The organism is Staphylococcus sp. HMSC14C01, from assembly GCF_001808085.1.
Classification (GTDB): Bacteria; Bacillota; Bacilli; order Staphylococcales; family Staphylococcaceae; genus Staphylococcus; species Staphylococcus hominis.
In genome coordinates, this window is sequence record NZ_KV792048.1 from 180,066 (window position 1) to 199,264 (window position 19,199).

At 32.4% G+C, this 19,199-nt stretch carries 18 protein-coding genes; all 18 read left to right on the forward strand.

Annotation, left to right across the window (positions count from 1 at the left end; translation table 11 throughout):
- Positions 1-5: 5 nt before the first annotated feature.
- Positions 6-890 carry a ribosome biogenesis GTPase YlqF gene (ylqF, locus tag HMPREF3131_RS09145; protein WP_017174591.1) on the forward strand — a complete coding sequence of 295 codons (885 nt, stop codon included), beginning with the start codon at positions 6-8 and terminating at the stop codon, positions 888-890.
- Positions 874-1,641 carry a ribonuclease HII gene (locus HMPREF3131_RS09150; RefSeq protein ID WP_017174592.1) on the forward strand — a complete coding sequence of 256 codons (768 nt, stop codon included), beginning with the start codon at positions 874-876 and terminating at the stop codon, positions 1,639-1,641. The genes ylqF and HMPREF3131_RS09150 overlap by 17 nt, the downstream gene beginning before the upstream one ends.
- A 126-nt stretch (positions 1,642-1,767) precedes the next feature.
- On the forward strand, positions 1,768-2,934 hold the full coding sequence (sucC, locus tag HMPREF3131_RS09155) for an ADP-forming succinate--CoA ligase subunit beta (protein ID WP_002448800.1): 1,167 nt from the start codon (positions 1,768-1,770) through the stop codon (positions 2,932-2,934).
- A 21-nt stretch (positions 2,935-2,955) separates the two neighbouring features.
- A complete protein-coding gene (gene sucD, locus HMPREF3131_RS09160; protein WP_037540990.1) occupies positions 2,956-3,861 on the forward strand; it encodes a succinate--CoA ligase subunit alpha in 906 nt (301 codons plus the stop codon).
- Positions 3,862-4,118: 257 nt separating this feature from the next.
- Entirely contained in the window at positions 4,119-4,991 is an 873-nt protein-coding gene (dprA, locus tag HMPREF3131_RS09165; RefSeq protein ID WP_019835580.1) for a DNA-processing protein DprA, read from the forward strand.
- A gap of 138 nt (positions 4,992-5,129) precedes the next feature.
- The gene (gene topA, locus HMPREF3131_RS09170; RefSeq protein WP_017174596.1) at positions 5,130-7,199 is read left to right on the forward strand and encodes a type I DNA topoisomerase; all 2,070 of its coding nucleotides are present in this window, start codon (positions 5,130-5,132) and stop codon (positions 7,197-7,199) included.
- A 23-nt stretch (positions 7,200-7,222) separates the two neighbouring features.
- A complete protein-coding gene (gene trmFO, locus HMPREF3131_RS09175) occupies positions 7,223-8,530 on the forward strand; it encodes an FADH(2)-oxidizing methylenetetrahydrofolate--tRNA-(uracil(54)-C(5))-methyltransferase TrmFO (protein WP_002455420.1) in 1,308 nt (435 codons plus the stop codon).
- Between the two features lie 137 nt (positions 8,531-8,667).
- On the forward strand, positions 8,668-9,561 hold the full coding sequence (gene xerC / locus HMPREF3131_RS09180; protein WP_070436701.1) for a tyrosine recombinase XerC: 894 nt from the start codon (positions 8,668-8,670) through the stop codon (positions 9,559-9,561).
- Complete coding sequence (gene hslV, locus HMPREF3131_RS09185; protein ID WP_002448739.1) at positions 9,562-10,107, forward strand: ATP-dependent protease subunit HslV; 546 nt, start codon at positions 9,562-9,564, stop codon at positions 10,105-10,107.
- A 66-nt stretch (positions 10,108-10,173) separates the two neighbouring features.
- Positions 10,174-11,574 (forward strand): ATP-dependent protease ATPase subunit HslU, encoded by a 1,401-nt coding sequence (hslU, locus tag HMPREF3131_RS09190; protein ID WP_017174599.1) that lies wholly within the window; start codon positions 10,174-10,176, stop codon positions 11,572-11,574.
- 21 nt (positions 11,575-11,595) lie between these two features.
- Positions 11,596-12,372 carry a GTP-sensing pleiotropic transcriptional regulator CodY gene (gene codY, locus HMPREF3131_RS09195; protein ID WP_017174600.1) on the forward strand — a complete coding sequence of 259 codons (777 nt, stop codon included), beginning with the start codon at positions 11,596-11,598 and terminating at the stop codon, positions 12,370-12,372.
- A 220-nt stretch (positions 12,373-12,592) separates the two neighbouring features.
- Positions 12,593-13,381, forward strand: a complete 789-nt coding sequence (gene rpsB / locus HMPREF3131_RS09200; protein WP_070436703.1) for a 30S ribosomal protein S2 — start codon at positions 12,593-12,595, stop codon at positions 13,379-13,381.
- A 260-nt stretch (positions 13,382-13,641) separates the two neighbouring features.
- A complete protein-coding gene (tsf, locus tag HMPREF3131_RS09205) occupies positions 13,642-14,520 on the forward strand; it encodes a translation elongation factor Ts (protein ID WP_017174601.1) in 879 nt (292 codons plus the stop codon).
- Positions 14,521-14,658: 138 nt separating this feature from the next.
- Positions 14,659-15,381 (forward strand): UMP kinase, encoded by a 723-nt coding sequence (gene pyrH, locus HMPREF3131_RS09210; protein ID WP_017174602.1) that lies wholly within the window; start codon positions 14,659-14,661, stop codon positions 15,379-15,381.
- 16 nt (positions 15,382-15,397) lie between these two features.
- Positions 15,398-15,952, forward strand: a complete 555-nt coding sequence (gene frr / locus HMPREF3131_RS09215; protein ID WP_017174603.1) for a ribosome recycling factor — start codon at positions 15,398-15,400, stop codon at positions 15,950-15,952.
- A 185-nt stretch (positions 15,953-16,137) separates the two neighbouring features.
- Positions 16,138-16,908 carry an isoprenyl transferase gene (locus HMPREF3131_RS09220; protein ID WP_017174604.1) on the forward strand — a complete coding sequence of 257 codons (771 nt, stop codon included), beginning with the start codon at positions 16,138-16,140 and terminating at the stop codon, positions 16,906-16,908.
- Between the two features lie 3 nt (positions 16,909-16,911).
- Positions 16,912-17,694, forward strand: a complete 783-nt coding sequence (locus HMPREF3131_RS09225; RefSeq protein ID WP_017174605.1) for a phosphatidate cytidylyltransferase — start codon at positions 16,912-16,914, stop codon at positions 17,692-17,694.
- A gap of 212 nt (positions 17,695-17,906) precedes the next feature.
- Positions 17,907-19,193, forward strand: coding sequence for an RIP metalloprotease RseP (gene rseP, locus HMPREF3131_RS09230; protein ID WP_017174606.1), 1,287 nt, complete (start codon positions 17,907-17,909; stop codon positions 19,191-19,193).
- Positions 19,194-19,199: the final 6 nt, after the last annotated feature.

Consider the following 19,199-nt stretch of genomic DNA (forward strand, 5'->3'; position numbering starts at 1 on the left):
ATGTCATGGTGATTCAATGGTATCCAGGGCATATGGCAAAGGCCAAAAGAGAAGTGACAGAACAACTTAAGAAAGTAGATGTGGTATTTGAACTTGTTGACGCACGTATACCGTATAGTTCAAGAAATCCAATGATTGATGATGTCATTAAACAAAAACCACGCGTAGTTATTTTAAATAAAAAAGATATGTCGAATTTAAATGAAATGCAAAAGTGGGAACATTTCTTTACTGATAAAGGTTTTTATCCTGTAGCAGTTGATGCGAAACACGGCAAAAATTTAAAAGGTGTAGAATATGCTGCAATTGAAGCGACTAAAGAAAAATTTGAGAAAGAAAAAGCGAAAGGACTTAAACCTAGAGCAATACGTGCCATGATTGTTGGTATACCTAATGTGGGGAAATCTACATTAATTAATAAGTTAGCTAAAAAAAATATTGCTCAAACAGGAAATAAGCCGGGAGTAACGAAACAACAACAATGGATTAAAGTAGGTAAAGCATTACAACTACTAGATACGCCAGGTATTTTATGGCCTAAATTTGAAGATGAAACTGTAGGTAAAAAACTAAGCCTTACTGGTGCCATTAAAGATAGTATCGTACACTTAGATGAAGTAGCAATATACGGTTTACACTTCTTAATTAAACATGATATTGAAGGATTGAAGAATCATTACAATATTGATGTAGAAACTGATGCAGAAATTTTAGAATGGTTTGATGCTATTGGACGTCGACGTGGGTTATTACAAAAAGGAAATGAAGTCGATTACGAGGCTGTCATCGAATTGATTATTAATGATGTGCGTAATGCTAAAATTGGAACTTATTGTTTTGATATTTATTCAGAAATGAAAGGGGACTTAGATTATGCCTCAAACAATTAAAGAGATTAAAGCATTATTAGACACAATTGATTCAATTGAAGCACTTGAACAACATGAATTAATGAGTGATACAAGAAAAGGGGTACAGCAAAATATAGTACGACGTCGTAAACAGCTTTTAAAAGATCAAGAAACACGAGAACATTATCAACAAATGAATAAATATGAAAATGAAATATTAAAGGACAATCCTAATGCTTTAATATGTGGGATTGATGAAGTAGGTCGTGGTCCACTTGCTGGGCCTGTTGTAGCTTGTGCAGTCATTTTAAATAAAGAACATCAATATTTAGGATTAGATGACTCGAAGAAAGTTTCAGCAACAAAGCGAAAAATACTTAACGAACAATTAAAAGAAGGCGTTTATGATTATGCTTACGGGATAGCAAGCGCTGAAGAAATTGATGAGTTCAATATTTACAACGCAACCAAATTAGCTATGAAACGTGCTATTAATCAATTAACAGAACAACCTAACCATTTACTTATTGATGCTATGACATTGGATAATGCAATTCCTCAAACTTCTATTATTAAAGGAGATGCTAAAAGTGTTTCTATTGCTGCTGCTAGTATCATGGCAAAAGAATATAGGGATGGTTTAATGGCGGAAGTAGCACTGAAATATCCTGGTTATGATTTTGAAAAAAATGTAGGATATGGCACTAAATCACACCTTCAAGGATTAAAACAATTAGGCATAACGCCATATCATCGTAAAACGTTTGAGCCTGTTAAATCAATGATATAATTAAATAAAAATAAAATTATTTGAATTTAAAAACTATTGCAAAAAGTATAACACTTTCAGTTTACAAAAGCGCTTACATTTTCTATAATTAAAGTGAATTTAACCTAAGAAACAGGAGGATGGAAGATGAATATCCACGAGTATCAAGGTAAAGAAATATTTCGTGCTATGGGTGTAGCCGTTCCAGAAGGACGTGTAGCATTTACTGCTGAAGAAGCGGTGGAAAAGGCAAAAGAATTAAATTCAGATGTTTATGTAGTGAAAGCACAAATTCACGCTGGGGGTAGAGGTAAAGCAGGTGGAGTTAAAATTGCTAAATCACTGTCTGAAGTTGAAACTTATGCTAATGAATTATTAGGCAAGCAATTAGTAACGCATCAAACTGGACCTGAAGGTAAAGAAGTTAAACGCTTATATATCGAAGAAGGTTGTGATATTCAAAAAGAATATTATGTAGGCTTTGTCATTGATCGTGCTACTGATCGTATTACATTGATGGCTTCTGAAGAAGGTGGAACTGAAATTGAAGAAGTTGCAGCTAAAACGCCAGAAAAAATCTTTAAAGAAACAATCGATCCAGTGATAGGGTTATCACCTTTCCAAGCACGTCGTATTGCATTCAATATTAATATTCCAAAAGAATCTGTAAATAAAGCAGCAAAATTCTTACTTTCTTTATATAATGTTTTTGTTGAAAAAGATTGTTCTATTGTTGAAATTAATCCACTTGTAACAACGGGTGATGGTGATGTTTTAGCTTTAGATGCGAAATTAAATTTTGATGATAATGCATTATTCAGACATAAAGATATTTTAGAATTACGCGATTTAGAAGAAGAAGATCCAAAAGAAATTCAAGCATCTAAATATGATTTATCATATATTGCCTTAGATGGTGACATTGGTTGTATGGTTAATGGTGCCGGATTAGCCATGGCTACAATGGATACAATTAATCATTTCGGTGGTAATCCAGCTAACTTCCTAGACGTTGGTGGCGGTGCTACAAAAGAAAAAGTAACTGAAGCATTCAAAATCATCTTGGGTGATGATAATGTTAAAGGTATTTTTGTAAATATCTTCGGTGGAATTATGAAATGTGATGTGATTGCAGAAGGTATTGTAGCAGCAGTTAAAGAAGTCGAATTAACTTTACCTTTAGTTGTTCGTTTAGAAGGCACAAACGTTAAACGTGGTAAAGAGATTTTAAATGAATCCGGTCTAGCAATTGAACCAGCAGCAACAATGGCTGAAGGTGCACAACAAATTGTTAAACTTGTTAAAGAAGCGTAAGGAAAGGATGGGAACACTAAAATGGGTGTATTTATAGATAAGAATACTAAGGTAATGGTGCAAGGTATTACAGGGTCTACTGCCCTTTTCCATACAAAACAAATGCTTGATTATGGCACACAAATTGTCGCAGGGGTAACACCAGGTAAAGGTGGACAAGTTGTTGAAGGCGTGCCAGTGTATAATACAGTAGCGGAAGCTAAAAAAGAAACAGGTGCTAACGTATCAGTAGTTTACGTACCAGCACCATTTGCTGCAGATTCAATTTTAGAAGCAGCTGATGCAGAATTAGATATGGTGATCTGTATTACTGAACATATTCCAGTTGTTGATATGATTAAAGTGAAGCGTTATTTAGAGGGTAGAAAAACACGTTTAGTTGGACCGAACTGTCCTGGTGTAATTACAGCAGATGAATGTAAAATTGGTATCATGCCAGGTTATATTCATAAAAAAGGACATGTAGGTGTTGTTTCTCGTTCAGGTACTTTAACATATGAAGCAGTACATCAACTAACTGAAGAAGGTATTGGTCAAACCACAGCAGTAGGTATCGGTGGGGACCCAGTTAACGGTACAAACTTTATCGATGTACTTAAAGCATTTAATGAAGATGAAGAAACAAAAGCTGTTGTTATGATTGGCGAAATCGGTGGTACTGCTGAAGAAGAAGCAGCTGAATGGGTCAAAGCAAACATGACTAAACCAGTGGTTGGTTTTGTTGGTGGACAAACAGCACCTCCAGGAAAACGTATGGGCCATGCAGGTGCAATCATCTCAGGTGGTAAAGGAACTGCTGCAGAAAAAATTAAAACGCTTAATGAATGTGGTGTTAAAACAGCAGATACACCATCAGAAATTGGTACAACACTAATTGAAGCGGCAAAAGAAGCAGGCATTTATGAAGAACTATTAACAGTGAAGTAGCAATTATGTAATTAATAATTGAATTCAAACTGTCAACAATTACTGAAATTTGTTGGCAGTTTTTCTTATATATATCGTAGACTACAATATATTATAAATGACTGAACGCTCTATTTTTCACATGTTATGAAATCAAAAAGTATACATAATCTTTTAATATTATTACTCCTTACATTTATATATCAAATTTGTCTTATAAATGAAATTTTACTGTTAATGATTCACGGTATAATAAATTAAAAGGAGACATTTACTTCATGAATGATTTTATTTTATTAAAAATGAGATGGATAGGGTATACGACCCAACATATTCATCATTTACTCAATGTATTTCCAAAATTTTTCAATGTTAATGAACATGATCAATTTGAAATGATCAATGAATGGGAATCTCTATATTTAAAAAAGAAGCGTTTTACTCAATTAACAGAGATTTCTTACGATTATATTCAAACCCAACTTTCTAGATATCAGGTTAACTATGTTACTTCATTTTCTTCTCAATATCCTTCATTGCTTAAAACTATTTACGACTATCCTTTTATATTATTTTATCGTGGAAATATACATTTATTATCATCTACGTATACTTTAGGTGTTGTAGGTTCACGTGAGGCCACAAATTATTCTAAGTGTGCACTAGATTATCTATTTCCTCACTTTATAAATATTCCACTAACGATTGTATCCGGTTTAGCGAAAGGTGCTGATAGCATAGCTCATCAATTCGCATTAAAACATCATCTTCCAACTATTGCAGTTCTAGGTTTTGGTCATTTAAATCATTATCCAAAGGAAACACGAAAGTTACGCAATATAATTGAAGAAACTGGTTTAGTCATAAGTGAATATCCTCCTTTAACAAAAATAAACAAATATCAATTCCCTGAAAGAAATCGTCTGATAAGCGGGTTGTCTCGTGGTGTATTAATTACTGAAGCTAAAATTAAAAGTGGTAGTCAAATTACAATAGATTGTGCTTTAGATCAAAATAGAAATGTTTATGTACTGCCTGGATCGATGTTTAATCCTTTGACAAAAGGAAATTTATTACGTGCTCAAGAAGGTGCAATGATTGTTTCAGAAGCAGAAGATATATTATATGATTATCGCTTTTTAAACGATTAAATATATAAATAATTAATTGTGAAAATTCAAAGGATATTTCACAAAAAAATATCTATATTGGATTAAAATATTGACAAAAACAAAATTAACCGTTTATCATTTATCTTTAGTAATTGAAAAAGCAAGGGGGAATTCACTTTGGCAGATAATTTAGTCATCGTTGAGTCGCCTGCAAAAGCGAAAACCATTGAAAAATATTTAGGTAAACGATATAAAGTTATTGCTTCTATGGGACACGTACGAGATTTACCAAGAAGTCAAATGGGTGTAGACGTAGAAGATAACTATGAACCAAAATATATAACTATTCGAGGTAAAGGTCCTGTTGTTAAAGATTTAAAAAAATATGCGAAAAAAGCTAAAAAAGTTTTCTTAGCTAGTGACCCTGACCGCGAAGGTGAAGCGATTGCTTGGCATTTATCAAAAATTTTAGAACTTGAAGAATCAAAAGAAAACAGAGTTGTATTTAATGAAATCACTAAGGATGCAGTAAAAGAAAGTTTTAAACATCCTCGTGGTATTGAAATGAATTTAGTTGATGCACAACAAGCGCGTCGTATTTTAGATAGACTTGTAGGTTATAATATTTCTCCAGTACTATGGAAGAAAGTAAAAAAAGGATTGTCAGCTGGTCGAGTACAATCAGTTGCTTTAAGATTAGTCATTGACCGTGAAAATGAAATCCGTAATTTTAAACCAGAAGAATATTGGTCAATTGAAGGTGAATTTAGATATAAAAAATCAAAGTTCACTGCTAAATTCTTACATTATAAAAACAAACCGTATAAATTAAAAACAAAAAAAGATGTTGAAAAAATTACATCCGAATTAAATGGTGATGAATTTGAAATCACTAATGTAAATAAAAAAGAAAAAACGAGATACCCTGCAAATCCATTTACAACGTCTACGTTACAACAAGAAGCAGCACGTAAACTTAATTTTAAAGCACGTAAGACTATGATGTTAGCACAGCAATTATATGAAGGTATCGATTTGAAACGACAAGGTACAGTTGGATTAATCACATATATGAGAACAGATTCAACACGAATCTCACAAACTGCTAAAGATGAAGCAAAATCATATATTGAAGAGAAGTATGGTACTGAGTATACTTCAAACCGTAAAACAAAAGGTAAACAAGGGGATCAAGATGCCCATGAAGCTATTCGTCCAACAAGTACATTACGTACACCAGATGAAATGAAAGCATATTTAACACGTGATCAACATCGCTTGTATAAATTAATTTGGGAACGTTTTGTAGCAAGTCAAATGGCTCCTGCAGTTTTAGATACTGTGGCTTTAGATGTAACACAAAATGACATTAAATTTAGAGCAAATGGACAAACAATCAAATTTAAAGGCTTTATGACATTATATGTTGAAGCAAAAGATGACAAAGATAATGATAAAGAAAATAAATTACCAAAATTAAATCAAGGTGACAAAGTAACTGCAACACAAATTGAACCGGCACAACATTTCACTCAACCACCTCCACGATACACAGAGGCACGATTAGTTAAAACATTAGAAGAATTAAAAATTGGTAGACCTTCAACATATGCTCCAACGATTGACACAATTCAAAAACGTAATTATGTTAAACTTGAAAGTAAACGTTTTGTACCAACTGAACTAGGAGAAATCGTGTATGAGCAAGTGAAGGATTACTTCCCAGAAATTATTGATGTTGAATTTACAGTTAATATGGAAACCTTGCTCGATAAAATTGCTGAAGGTGATATCGGTTGGAGAAAAGTTATCGATAATTTCTATGGTAGTTTTAAATTAGATGTTGCACGTGCAGAGGAAGAAATGGAAAAAGTTGAAATTAAAGATGAACCAGCCGGCGAAGATTGTGAAGTATGTGGAGCTCCTATGGTAATAAAAATGGGACGTTATGGTAAATTTATGGCGTGCTCGAATTTCCCAGATTGTCGAAATACAAAAGCTATTGTTAAAACTATTGGTGTCACTTGTCCAAAATGCAAAGATGGCGATGTAGTTGAGAGAAAATCTAAGAAAAATAGATTATTTTATGGTTGTTCGAATTATCCAGAGTGTGATTTTATTTCTTGGGATAAACCAATAGGAAGAGATTGTCCAAAATGTAATCATTACTTGATGCAACATAAAAAAGGACGTAGTTCTCAAGTGATTTGTTCTAATTGTGACTATAAAGAAGAAGTACAAAAATAGAGTTTTATTAAAGGAGAATGTATATGAGTCAAACTGTTAATGTTATAGGCGCAGGATTAGCTGGTTCAGAAGCAGCTTATCAATTAGCAGAACGTGGTATTAAAGTGAATTTAATCGAAATGCGTCCTGTTAAACAAACGCCTGCCCATCATACAGATAAATTTGCTGAGTTAGTATGTTCTAATTCACTACGTGGTAATGCATTAACAAATGGTGTAGGTGTGCTTAAAGAAGAAATGCGACGTTTAGATTCATTAATCATCGCAGCAGCTGATAAAGCTAGAGTTCCAGCTGGTGGTGCATTAGCAGTAGATAGACATGACTTTGCTGGTTATATTACAGATACATTGAAAAATCATCCTAATGTAACTGTTTTGAATAAAGAAATTCACAGTATTCCAGAAGGACATACAATCATTGCAACAGGCCCGTTAACAACTGAACATTTAGCTAAAGAAATTGTAGAAATTACAGGTAAAGATCAACTATATTTCTACGATGCAGCAGCTCCAATCATTGAAAAAGATTCAATTGATATGGATAAAGTCTATTTGAAATCACGCTATGATAAAGGTGAAGCAGCATATTTAAATTGCCCTATGACTGAAGAAGAATTCAATCGTTTTTATGATGCGGTATTAGAAGCTGAAGTTGCACCTGTAAATGAATTTGAAAAAGAAAAATATTTTGAAGGATGTATGCCATTTGAAGTGATGGCTGGTAGAGGTCGTAAAACATTACTATTTGGTCCAATGAAACCAGTAGGATTAGAAGACCCTAAAACTGGTAAACGTCCATATGCAGTAGTGCAATTACGTCAAGATGACGCGGCTGGTACGCTTTATAATATTGTCGGCTTTCAAACACATTTAAAATGGGGCGCTCAAAAAGAAGTCATTCAATTAATTCCAGGTTTAGAAAATGTTGATATTGTTAGATATGGTGTGATGCATAGAAATACCTTCATTAATTCACCTGATGTTTTAAATGAAAAATATGAATTAATTAATAATGATAGAATTCAATTTGCAGGACAAATGACAGGTGTGGAAGGATATGTTGAAAGTGCAGCAAGTGGACTTGTAGCAGGTATCAATTTAGCGCATAAGTTACTTGGAAAAGGAGAAGTGATTTTTCCAAGAGAAACAATGATAGGCAGTATGGCTTATTATATTTCTCATGCTAAAAATGAAAAAAACTTCCAACCAATGAATGCTAACTTTGGTTTATTGCCGTCACTTGATCGCCGCATTAAAGATAAAAAAGAACGTTATGAAGCACAAGCATATCGTGCACTAGACTATTTAGAAAATTTCAAAAAAACGTTATAGATTTAAATTATAATAAAATATTTTGAAGGAATTTTTAAATTATTCACAAATTCTCAAAAGATTTTGAATTCTATAGCTAATTATTTTAGTCCCCCTCAGTTTATATGCTACAATGCATATGATGGAGGGGATTTTTAGTGGAAGAAATCCAAAAGAAATTTTTGAATATGCTTAAAGTTGAAAGAAATTTCTCCGACCATACATTAAAAGCGTATCATGACGATTTAGCTCAATTTAATCAGTTTTTAGAACAAGAACTGTTAAATTTAAGAACGTTTGAATATAAAGATGCAAGAAATTATCTAAGTTATTTATATTCCAATAATTTGAAACGTACTACTGTATCAAGAAAAATATCAACATTAAGAACATTTTATGAGTTCTGGATGACTCAAGATACATCTGTAAATAATCCTTTTATACAACTTGTACATCCTAAGAAAGAGCAATATCTTCCTCAATTTTTTTATGAAGAAGAAATGGAAGCATTATTTAATACTGTTTCAAACGATGCAAAAAAAGGATTAAGAGATAGAGTAGTAATTGAATTATTATATGCAACAGGCATTCGTGTTTCAGAACTTGTGAATATAAAGGGTATGGATTTAGATATGAATCTTCCAGGGGTAAAGGTATTGGGTAAGGGAAATAAAGAACGATTTGTGCCTTTTGGAGAGTTTTGTAGACAAAGTATTGAACAATATTTAGAAAAATTCAAACCACTTAAAGGTAAAAGTCATCCTTATTTAATTGTTAATATGAAAGGTGATCCTATTACTGAGAGAGGTATTAGATATCTTCTCAATGATGTAGTTAAACGTACAGCGGGGGTAACTGAAATCCACCCTCATAAATTAAGACATACATTTGCTACACATTTATTGAATCAAGGTGCAGACCTAAGAACAGTTCAATCTTTATTAGGACACGTTAACCTTTCTACAACTGGTAAGTATACACATGTATCTAATCAACAATTGCGCAAAGTGTATTTAAATGCACATCCTCGAGCAAAAAAGGAGAGTAAATAAATGAGTAAGACATCATTACATGCTACAACGATATATGCTGTAAGACACAATGGAGAAGCGGCAATGGCTGGAGACGGTCAAGTTACACTTGGTGAACAAGTAATTATGAAGCAAACAGCTAGAAAAGTAAGACGCTTATACGAAGGTAAAGTGTTAGCAGGATTTGCAGGAAGCGTAGCCGATGCATTTACATTATTTGAAAAATTTGAAACTAAATTACAACAATTTAGCGGTAATTTAGAACGCGCTGCTGTAGAACTTGCTCAAGAATGGCGTGGAGATAAGCAATTACGTCAACTGGAAGCCATGCTTATCGTAATGGATAAAGATGGTATTTTAGTGGTAAGTGGTACAGGTGAAGTCATTGCGCCTGACGATGATTTAATCGCTATTGGTTCAGGAGGAAACTATGCATTAAGTGCAGGAAGAGCACTTAAACGTCATGCTTCACATATGACTGCTAAAGAAATGGCATATGAAAGCTTAAAAGTGGCTTCAGATATTTGTGTATTTACAAATGATAATATTATTGTTGAGACTTTATAAATAACATATATAAACAAAACGGAAATGAATTGATATGGACATACATTAAGGTGGAGGTAATAGTAAATGGATGCAAACGGTATAAAATTAACACCTAAAGATATCGTATCTAAATTGGACGAATATATTGTAGGTCAAGAAGATGCAAAACGTAAAGTAGCAATCGCGTTAAGAAATAGATACAGAAGAAGTCTTCTTGATGAAGAAACTAAGCAAGAAATTGCACCCAAAAATATTTTAATGATTGGCCCAACTGGTGTAGGTAAAACAGAAATTGCACGCCGTATGGCAAAAGTCGTAGGTGCACCATTCATTAAAGTAGAAGCTACAAAATTCACTGAAGTTGGATATGTTGGACGTGATGTAGAAAGTATGGTTAGAGACTTGGTGGACGTGTCTGTAAGACTCGTAAAAGAGCAAAAGAAATCATTAGTTGAAGATGAAGCAACACAAAAAGCTAATGAAAAATTAGTAAAATTACTTGTTCCTAGTATGAAGAAAAAAGCAGCTCAAAATAATAATCCACTTGAATCTCTTTTAGGTGGTGCTATTCCTAATTTTAATCAGAATGACGAGGAAGAAGAAGCCCCTACAGAAGAAATCAAAACAAAACGGTCAGAAATAAGACAACAACTTTTAGCAGGTAAGCTAGAAGAAGAAAAAGTTAGAATCAAAGTTGAACAAGACCCTGGCGCATTAGGAATGTTAGGCACGAGTCAAAATCAACAAATGCAAGATATGATGAATCAATTGATGCCTAAACGAAAAGTAGAAAGAGAAGTACCAGTAAAAACAGCACGTAAAATTCTTACTGATGATTTTGCAGATGAATTAATTGATCAAGAAACTGCTAATCAAGAAGCTTTAGAATTAGCAGAACAAATGGGAATTATCTTTATCGATGAGATTGATAAAGTCGCTACAAACAATTCCAATAGTGGTCAAGATGTATCAAGACAAGGTGTTCAAAGAGATATATTACCAATCCTTGAAGGTAGCATGATTCAAACTAAGTATGGTACTGTAAATACTGAGCACATGCTATTTATTGGTGCTGGCGCTTTCCATGTTTCTAAACCAAGTGACTTGATTCCTGAGTTACAAGGGCGTTTTCCAATTCGAGTTGAACTTGAAAGCTTAACAGTCAATGATTTCTATAGAATATTGACTGAACCTAAGTTATCTCTTATAAAGCAGTATGAAGCACTGTTAAAAACTGAAGAAGTTACGGTCAACTTCTCTGATGAAGCGATAACACGATTAGCTGAAATGGCATATCAAGTGAATCAAGATACAGACAATATTGGTGCACGTCGATTACACACTATTTTAGAAAAAATGTTAGAAGATTTATCTTTTGAAGCACCAAATATGCCAAATGCAGTAGTAGATATAACACCACAGTATGTTGATGATAAGTTGAAATCTATTTCAACAAACAAAGATTTAAGTGCATTTATTTTATAATATAAATAAAGGAGAAATTTTATGAGCTTATTATCTAAAACTAGAGAATTAAATACATTATTACAAAAACATAAAGGCATTGCGGTAGACTTTAAAGATGTTGCTCAGACTATTAGTAATGTAACTGTTACAAATGTCTTCATCGTTTCTCGTAGAGGTAAAATTTTAGGTTCAAGTTTAAATGAACTTTTAAAGAGTGAACGAATTAGTAATATGTTGACTGAAAGTAAACATATTCCAAGTGAATACACTGAACTACTTATGCAAGTTCAACAAACTGAAGCGAATATTGATATTGATTCAGACTTGACAGTATTCCCTCCAGAACACAGAGATGTATTTATTAATAGTAGAACAACCATCTTCCCGATTTTAGGGGGAGGCGAACGCTTAGGTACACTGATTCTAGGAAGAGTTAAAGATGACTTTAATGAAAATGATTTAGTGCTTGGCGAATACGCTGCAACTGTTATTGGTATGGAAATTTTACGTGAGAAACATAATGAAGTTGAGAAAGAAGCACGTGATAAAGCTGCTATTACAATGGCAATCAATTCATTATCTTATTCTGAAAAAGAAGCGATTGAACATATTTTTGAGGAACTTGGTGGTAATGAAGGTCTATTAATTGCATCTAAAGTAGCAGATAGAGTAGGTATTACACGTTCTGTAATTGTAAATGCGTTACGTAAATTAGAAAGTGCTGGTGTAATAGAATCACGATCGCTTGGCATGAAAGGTACATTTATTAAAGTTAAAAAAGAAAAATTCTTAGATGAACTTAATCGAAGTGAATAAATATTTTTTAAAACTACTATCTATCTATTAAAATTAAGATAGTAGTTTTTTATTTTATGCAGTTAAAAAATGTTGCGTAATGATTCTAGATATGATATTATTATTGACGGCTATAAAGCCAATACACACGTAGTGAATGTAAATATAAAGGGTGCAGTCTTAAGTATTGTCTTTATATTAGTTTACTATGGAGGTAATTAACCAATAGGAGGAATTTAACATGGCAGTAATTTCAATGAAACAATTACTAGAAGCCGGTGTTCACTTCGGTCACCAAACACGCCGTTGGAACCCAAAAATGAAAAAATATATCTTTACTGAAAGAAATGGTATTTATATCATTGACTTACAAAAAACAGTAAAAAAAGTTGAAGAAGCTTATAACTTCTTAAAACAAGTATCTGAAGATGGCGGTAAAGTCTTATTCGTAGGTACTAAAAAACAAGCACAAGAATCAGTTAAAGCTGAAGCAGAACGTGCTGGTCAATTCTACGTTAACCAAAGATGGTTAGGTGGAATCTTAACTAATTATAAAACAATCTCAAAACGTATTAAACGTATTTCTGAAATTGAAAAAATGGAAGAAAACGGTTTATTTGACGTTTTACCTAAAAAAGAAGTTGTTGAACTTAAAAAAGAATATGACCGTTTAATCAAATTCTTAGGCGGTATTCGTGATATGAAATCTATGCCTCAAGCATTATTCGTAGTTGACCCTCGTAAAGAGCGCAATGCGATTGCTGAAGCACGTAAATTAAATATCCCTATCGTTGGTATCGTTGACACTAACTGTGATCCTGATGAAATCGACTATGTTATCCCAGCGAATGATGATGCTATTCGTGCCGTTAAATTATTAACTGGTAAAATGGCTGACGCTGTCTTAGAAGGTCAACAAGGTATTTCAAACGATGAAGTAGCTGCAGAACAAAACATCGATTTAGATGAAAGTGAAGAAACTCAAAAAGCAGAATCAACTGAAGAAAATACTACTGTTGAATCAAACTAAGATATAGTTTAAATGGGTGATAAGATGTAATGCTTATCGCCCTTTTTTTAAAATATTTATTTAAAATGGATAGTAAATTGGGTATAAATATAAAAGATAAATATTCAATTATACTTTTAAATCAGATTTTATTTTTAAAATAACCTTAATTTAAAAAATTATTAATAAATCGTAATAGAGTATTGGAAATAATAGTACCTTTAATGGTAATATTTAAATATCATCTATTATTACAATTAGACATATTGGAGGAATAATTAATGGCAATTTCAGCAAAACTTGTTAAAGAATTACGTGAAAGAACTGGCGCAGGTATGATGGATTGTAAAAAAGCGCTAACTGAAACTGATGGAGATATCGATAAAGCAATCGACTACTTACGTGAAAAAGGTATTGCTAAAGCAGCTAAAAAAGCTGATCGAATCGCTGCTGAAGGTTTAGTACATGTAGAAGTAAAAGGTAATGAAGCAGCAATCGTTGAAATTAACTCTGAAACTGATTTCGTTGCTCGAAACGAAGGATTCCAAGAATTAGTTAAAGAAATTGCTAATCAAATCCTTGAAAGTAAAGCTGAAACAGTAGAAGCTTTATTAGAAACTAAATTAGCAAGTGGTCAAACAGTTGATGAAAGAATGAAAGAGGCTATCTCAACAATCGGTGAAAAATTAAGCATCCGTCGTTTTGCTATTAGAACTAAATCTGATAACGATGCTTTTGGTGCATACTTACACATGGGTGGACGTATCGGTGTATTGACTGTTGTTGAAGGTTCTACTGATGAAGAAGCAGCTAAAGATGTAGCAATGCACATCGCTGCAATTAATCCTAAATATGTTTCTTCAGACCAAGTAAGTGACGAAGAAATTAATCACGAAAGAGAAGTATTAAAACAACAAGCATTAAATGAAGGTAAACCTGAAAATATCGTTGAAAAAATGGTTGAAGGTCGTTTACGTAAATATCTTCAAGAAATTTGTGCTGTTGACCAAAACTTCGTTAAAGACCCAGATCAAACAGTTGAAGCTTTCTTAAAATCTAAAGGCGGTAAATTAGCTGACTTCGTACGTTATGAAGTAGGCGAAGGTATGGAAAAACGCGAAGAAAACTTTGCTGATGAAGTTAAAGGTCAAATGAAATAATTTGTTCACATTATTCTAACAAGAAAGAAGACACCTTTAAGGAATTCTATATAATAAAATTCTTTTATTATAGAAGACCATTAGTGTCTTCTTTACTTGTATATATTACATATCATTAATCATAGAGAGGAAAAAATAATGGCGCAGACTTCTAAATATAAACGTGTAGTACTGAAACTTAGTGGTGAAGCACTTGCAGGTGAAAAAGGTTTTGGTATCAATCCTATCATCATTAAAAGTGTAGCAAAACAAGTCGCTGAAGTAGCTAAAATGGATTGTGAAATAGCTGTTATCGTTGGTGGCGGTAATATTTGGAGAGGTAAAACAGGTAGCGATTTAGGCATGGACCGTGGTACAGCTGATTATATGGGCATGCTTGCTACTGTAATGAATGCATTGGCATTACAAGATAGTTTAGAGCAATTAGATTGTGATACACGAGTATTAACTTCAATTGAAATGAAACAGGTTGCTGAGCCTTATATTCGTCGTCGCGCAATTAGACATTTAGAGAAAAAACGCGTAGTTATTTTTGCAGCTGGTATTGGTAATCCATACTTCTCTACTGACACAACTGCAGCACTACGTGCAGCTGAAGTAGAGGCCGATGTCATTTTAATGGGTAAAAATAATGTTGATGGTGTGTATTCTGCCGACCCAAAAATTGATAAAAATGCTGTAAAATATGATCATCTAACACATATTCAAATGTTACAAGAAGGCCTACAAGTTATGGATTCAACTGCTTCTTCATTCTGTATGGATAATAACATTCCATTAAATGTATTCTCTATTATGGAAGAAGGCAATATTAAACGTGCCGTTATGGGCGAAAAAATTGGTACATTAATTACTAAATAATTAGAGGTGTAAATGTATGAGTGAGATAATTCAAGATACAAAATCTAGAATGAAAAAATCAATTGAAAATTTATCACGTGAATTAGCTAATATTAGTGCGGGTAGAGCGAATTCTAATTTATTAAACGGAGTAAATGTTGATTATTATGGTGCCCCAACACCAGTTCAACAGTTAGCGAGTATAAACGTGCCTGAAGCACGCTTACTTGTCATTTCTCCATATGATAAATCATCTGTAGCTGATATTGAAAAAGCGATTATTGCTGCTAACCTAGGTGTGAACCCTACTAGTGACGGTGAAGTTATTCGTATCACTGTTCCTGCTTTAACTGAAGAACGTCGTAAAGAATTAGTTAAAAATGTTAAAAAAATCGGTGAAGATTCAAAAGTTTCAATCCGTAATATTCGTCGTGATATCAATGATCAATTGAAAAAAGACGAAAAAAATGGAGACATTACTGAAGATGATTTAAGAAGCCAAACAGAAGATGTTCAAAAAGTAACAGACAATTCAATTAAAGAAATTGATAATTTAGTTGATGAAAAAGAAAAAGATATTATGTCTGTTTAATATTTCATCATACTCTTCTATGACAAGATTATAAATTGTTTTAGTCTAAACTGTGCCAAGTCAGACTTTGGTACAGTTTTTTAATTTGCTTATTCAATGCCATTATTTAGTATGATAAAATGATAGATGATTTCTTAAATAACCTATATAATATAACAGAAATGATCAGGCTCGGAGGAAAGACCATGTTTAGAAAGCTAATAAAAAGAAATAAGACTAAAATCAATCAAAATGATGATTTAGATATACATAATTTACCTGAACATATAGCAATTATCATGGACGGAAATGGTCGTTGGGCAAAAAAGCGTAAAATGCCTAGAATTAAAGGTCACTATGAAGGTATGCAAACCATAAAAAAAGTGACACGTGAAGCAAGTCATTTAGGTATTAAATATTTAACTTTATACGCTTTTTCAACGGAAAATTGGTCAAGACCTGAAAGTGAAGTTAATTATATCATGAATTTACCTGTGAATTTTTTAAAAACATTTCTACCAGAACTTATAGAGAAAAATGTTAAGATAGAAACTATTGGTTTTTTAGATGCAGTACCCCAATCAACAATTGAGGCGATTAATTATGCTAAAGAAAAAACCAAAAATAATACAGGCTTGAAATTAGTATTTGCCATTAATTATGGTGGACGAGCTGAACTTGTTCAAAGTATGAAATCAATTTATGATGAACTTCAACGTAATGGTCAAAACAGTGATGATATTGATGAATTGATGATTTCCAAACATTTAATGACCCATCCAGATCCAGATCCAGATTTATTAATACGTACATCTGGAGAACAACGCCTTAGTAACTTCTTAATTTGGCAGGCTTCGTATAGTGAATTTATTTTTAATGAGAAGTTATGGCCAGACTTTGATGGTGAAGAATTAAAACAATGTATAAAAATATATCAATCTCGCCAAAGACGTTTTGGAGGATTAAGTGAGGAGTAAATTATGAAAGTAAGAACATTGACCGCGATTATAGCATTGCTTATTTTTCTACCTATATTATTAAAAGGTGGAACTATTTTAATGCTTTTTGCTTATTTGCTGGCGCTCATTGCTTTAAAAGAATTGTTAAATATGAATATGATTAAATTTTTATCAATTCCAGGTATTTTCAGTGCTATAGCGCTTATTATTATTATGCTTCCTCAGTCTGCCGGAGATTGGGTGAGTGATGTTCAATTAAAAAGTTTAATTGCAATGAGCTTCATACTATTAAGTTATACTGTACTTTCGAAAAACAGATTTAGCTTTATGGACGCTGCATTTTGTTTAATGTCTGTAGCATACGTTGGAATAGGATTTATGTATTTTTATGCTACACGTTCTTATGGTTTACATTATATACTTTTTGCATTTTTAATCGTATGGTTAACAGATACTGGCGCATATATATTTGGACGATTAATGGGGAAACACAAACTATGGCCAGTTATTAGTCCAAACAAAACGATTGAAGGTTTTATTGGAGGACTCATTTGTAGTTTAATTGTTCCACTTGTAATGATGTTTTTTGTAGATTTTCATCTAAATATTTGGCTGTTATTATTAATTACAATTATTTTAAGTGTATTTGGTCAATTAGGTGACTTAGTAGAATCTGGTTTTAAACGTCATTTTGGTGTTAAAGATTCAGGCAGAATCTTGCCAGGACATGGCGGTATTTTAGATAGATTTGATAGCTTTATGTTTGTTTTACCACTGTTAAACATTCTATTACTACAAATGTAATAAAAAATTAACGTTTTTTTTATTTATGAAAAGCATATAATGATATAATTGAGGAGTTATTGAGTTCACATTTGATTAATATTATATAATCGTGTACTTTATAGCTCTTTTTTTAAAACTGTTTTTTTATACTAGAAATTATTATAAAATTTAAAATCTAAAATCTTATATTCTAGATAATTTAAATATTAAAATTAATTGAGGTGTTGTAAGTGAGTTATTTAATCACAATCGTCTCATTTATTATCGTATTTGGTGTACTCGTTACAGTACATGAATATGGACATATGTTTTTTGCAAAACGTGCAGGTATTATGTGTCCAGAATTTGCGATTGGAATGGGACCCAAAATTTTCAGTTTCCGTAAAGATGAAACGTTATATACAATACGTTTACTTCCAGTTGGTGGGTATGTAAGAATGGCAGGAGATGGATTAGAAGAACCACCCGTTCAGCCAGGAATGAATGTTAAAATAAAACTAAATGAACAAGATGAAATTACACATATTATTTTAGATGATCAACATAAATTCCAAAAAATTGAAGCGATTGAAGTTAAACGATGTGATTTTAAAGATGATTTATATATTGAAGGTATTACAGCATATGATAATGAAAGACATCATTTTAATATTGCTAAAAAAGCTTACTTTGTTGAAAATGGTAGTTTAATTCAAATTGCACCAAGGCATCGTCAATTTACACATAAAAAACCATTACCTAAGTTTTTAACTTTATTTGCGGGCCCATTATTTAACTTTATTTTAGCTCTCGTACTATTTATTGGCTTAGCTTATTATCAAGGTACGCCTACCCCTACAGTAAAACAATTAGCAGACAATTATCCAGCACAAGAAGCTGGATTAAAAGCTGGAGATAAAATTGTTCAAGTTGGACACTATAAAATTAACGATTTTAGCGATATTCAAAGTGCACTTAATAAAACGAAAGACCATCAAACAACAATTAAAATTGTACGAGATGGTCACACCAAATCACTAGATGTTACACCTAAAAAACAAGTGATTAAACAGACAAAATTAAATTCTAAAACTTCTTATGTATTAGGTTTTCAACCTGCGAATGAACATTCACTATTTAAGCCATTAGCATTAGGCGTACAACAATTTTTAGATGCAAGTGTACTTATTTTTAAAGCAGTTGGAACAATGATTGGAAGTATTTTCACAGGTGGCTTTACTTTTGATATGTTAAATGGTCCAGTGGGTATTTATCACAATGTAGATTCTGTAGTAAAACAAGGTATTATTGCATTAACATACTATACGGCATTGCTGAGTGTTAACTTAGGGATTATGAACTTATTACCTATTCCAGCTTTAGATGGTGGTAGAATTTTATTTGTTATTTATGAAGCGATATTTAGAAGACCAGTAAACAAAAAAGCTGAAACTGCAATTATTGCTGTTGGAGCTATATTTGTAGTGATTATTATGGTCTTAGTCACTTGGAATGATATACAACGTTATTTCTTATAATTTAGG

What these genes read in the sequence shown, in the direction of transcription:
- ylqF (WP_017174591.1), top strand. Translation starts at nt 6, where the DNA reads ATGGTGATTCAATGGTATCCAGGGCATATGGCAAAGGCCAAAAGAGAA.
- HMPREF3131_RS09150 (WP_017174592.1), top strand. Translation starts at nt 874, where the DNA reads ATGCCTCAAACAATTAAAGAGATTAAAGCATTATTAGACACAATTGAT.
- sucC (WP_002448800.1), top strand. Translation starts at nt 1,768, where the DNA reads ATGAATATCCACGAGTATCAAGGTAAAGAAATATTTCGTGCTATGGGT.
- sucD (WP_037540990.1), top strand. Translation starts at nt 2,956, where the DNA reads ATGGGTGTATTTATAGATAAGAATACTAAGGTAATGGTGCAAGGTATT.
- dprA (WP_019835580.1), top strand. Translation starts at nt 4,119, where the DNA reads ATGAATGATTTTATTTTATTAAAAATGAGATGGATAGGGTATACGACC.
- trmFO (WP_002455420.1), top strand. Translation starts at nt 7,223, where the DNA reads ATGAGTCAAACTGTTAATGTTATAGGCGCAGGATTAGCTGGTTCAGAA.
- hslV (WP_002448739.1), top strand. Translation starts at nt 9,562, where the DNA reads ATGAGTAAGACATCATTACATGCTACAACGATATATGCTGTAAGACAC.
- hslU (WP_017174599.1), top strand. Translation starts at nt 10,174, where the DNA reads ATGGATGCAAACGGTATAAAATTAACACCTAAAGATATCGTATCTAAA.
- codY (WP_017174600.1), top strand. Translation starts at nt 11,596, where the DNA reads ATGAGCTTATTATCTAAAACTAGAGAATTAAATACATTATTACAAAAA.
- rpsB (WP_070436703.1), top strand. Translation starts at nt 12,593, where the DNA reads ATGGCAGTAATTTCAATGAAACAATTACTAGAAGCCGGTGTTCACTTC.
- tsf (WP_017174601.1), top strand. Translation starts at nt 13,642, where the DNA reads ATGGCAATTTCAGCAAAACTTGTTAAAGAATTACGTGAAAGAACTGGC.
- pyrH (WP_017174602.1), top strand. Translation starts at nt 14,659, where the DNA reads ATGGCGCAGACTTCTAAATATAAACGTGTAGTACTGAAACTTAGTGGT.
- frr (WP_017174603.1), top strand. Translation starts at nt 15,398, where the DNA reads ATGAGTGAGATAATTCAAGATACAAAATCTAGAATGAAAAAATCAATT.
- HMPREF3131_RS09220 (WP_017174604.1), top strand. Translation starts at nt 16,138, where the DNA reads ATGTTTAGAAAGCTAATAAAAAGAAATAAGACTAAAATCAATCAAAAT.
- HMPREF3131_RS09225 (WP_017174605.1), top strand. Translation starts at nt 16,912, where the DNA reads ATGAAAGTAAGAACATTGACCGCGATTATAGCATTGCTTATTTTTCTA.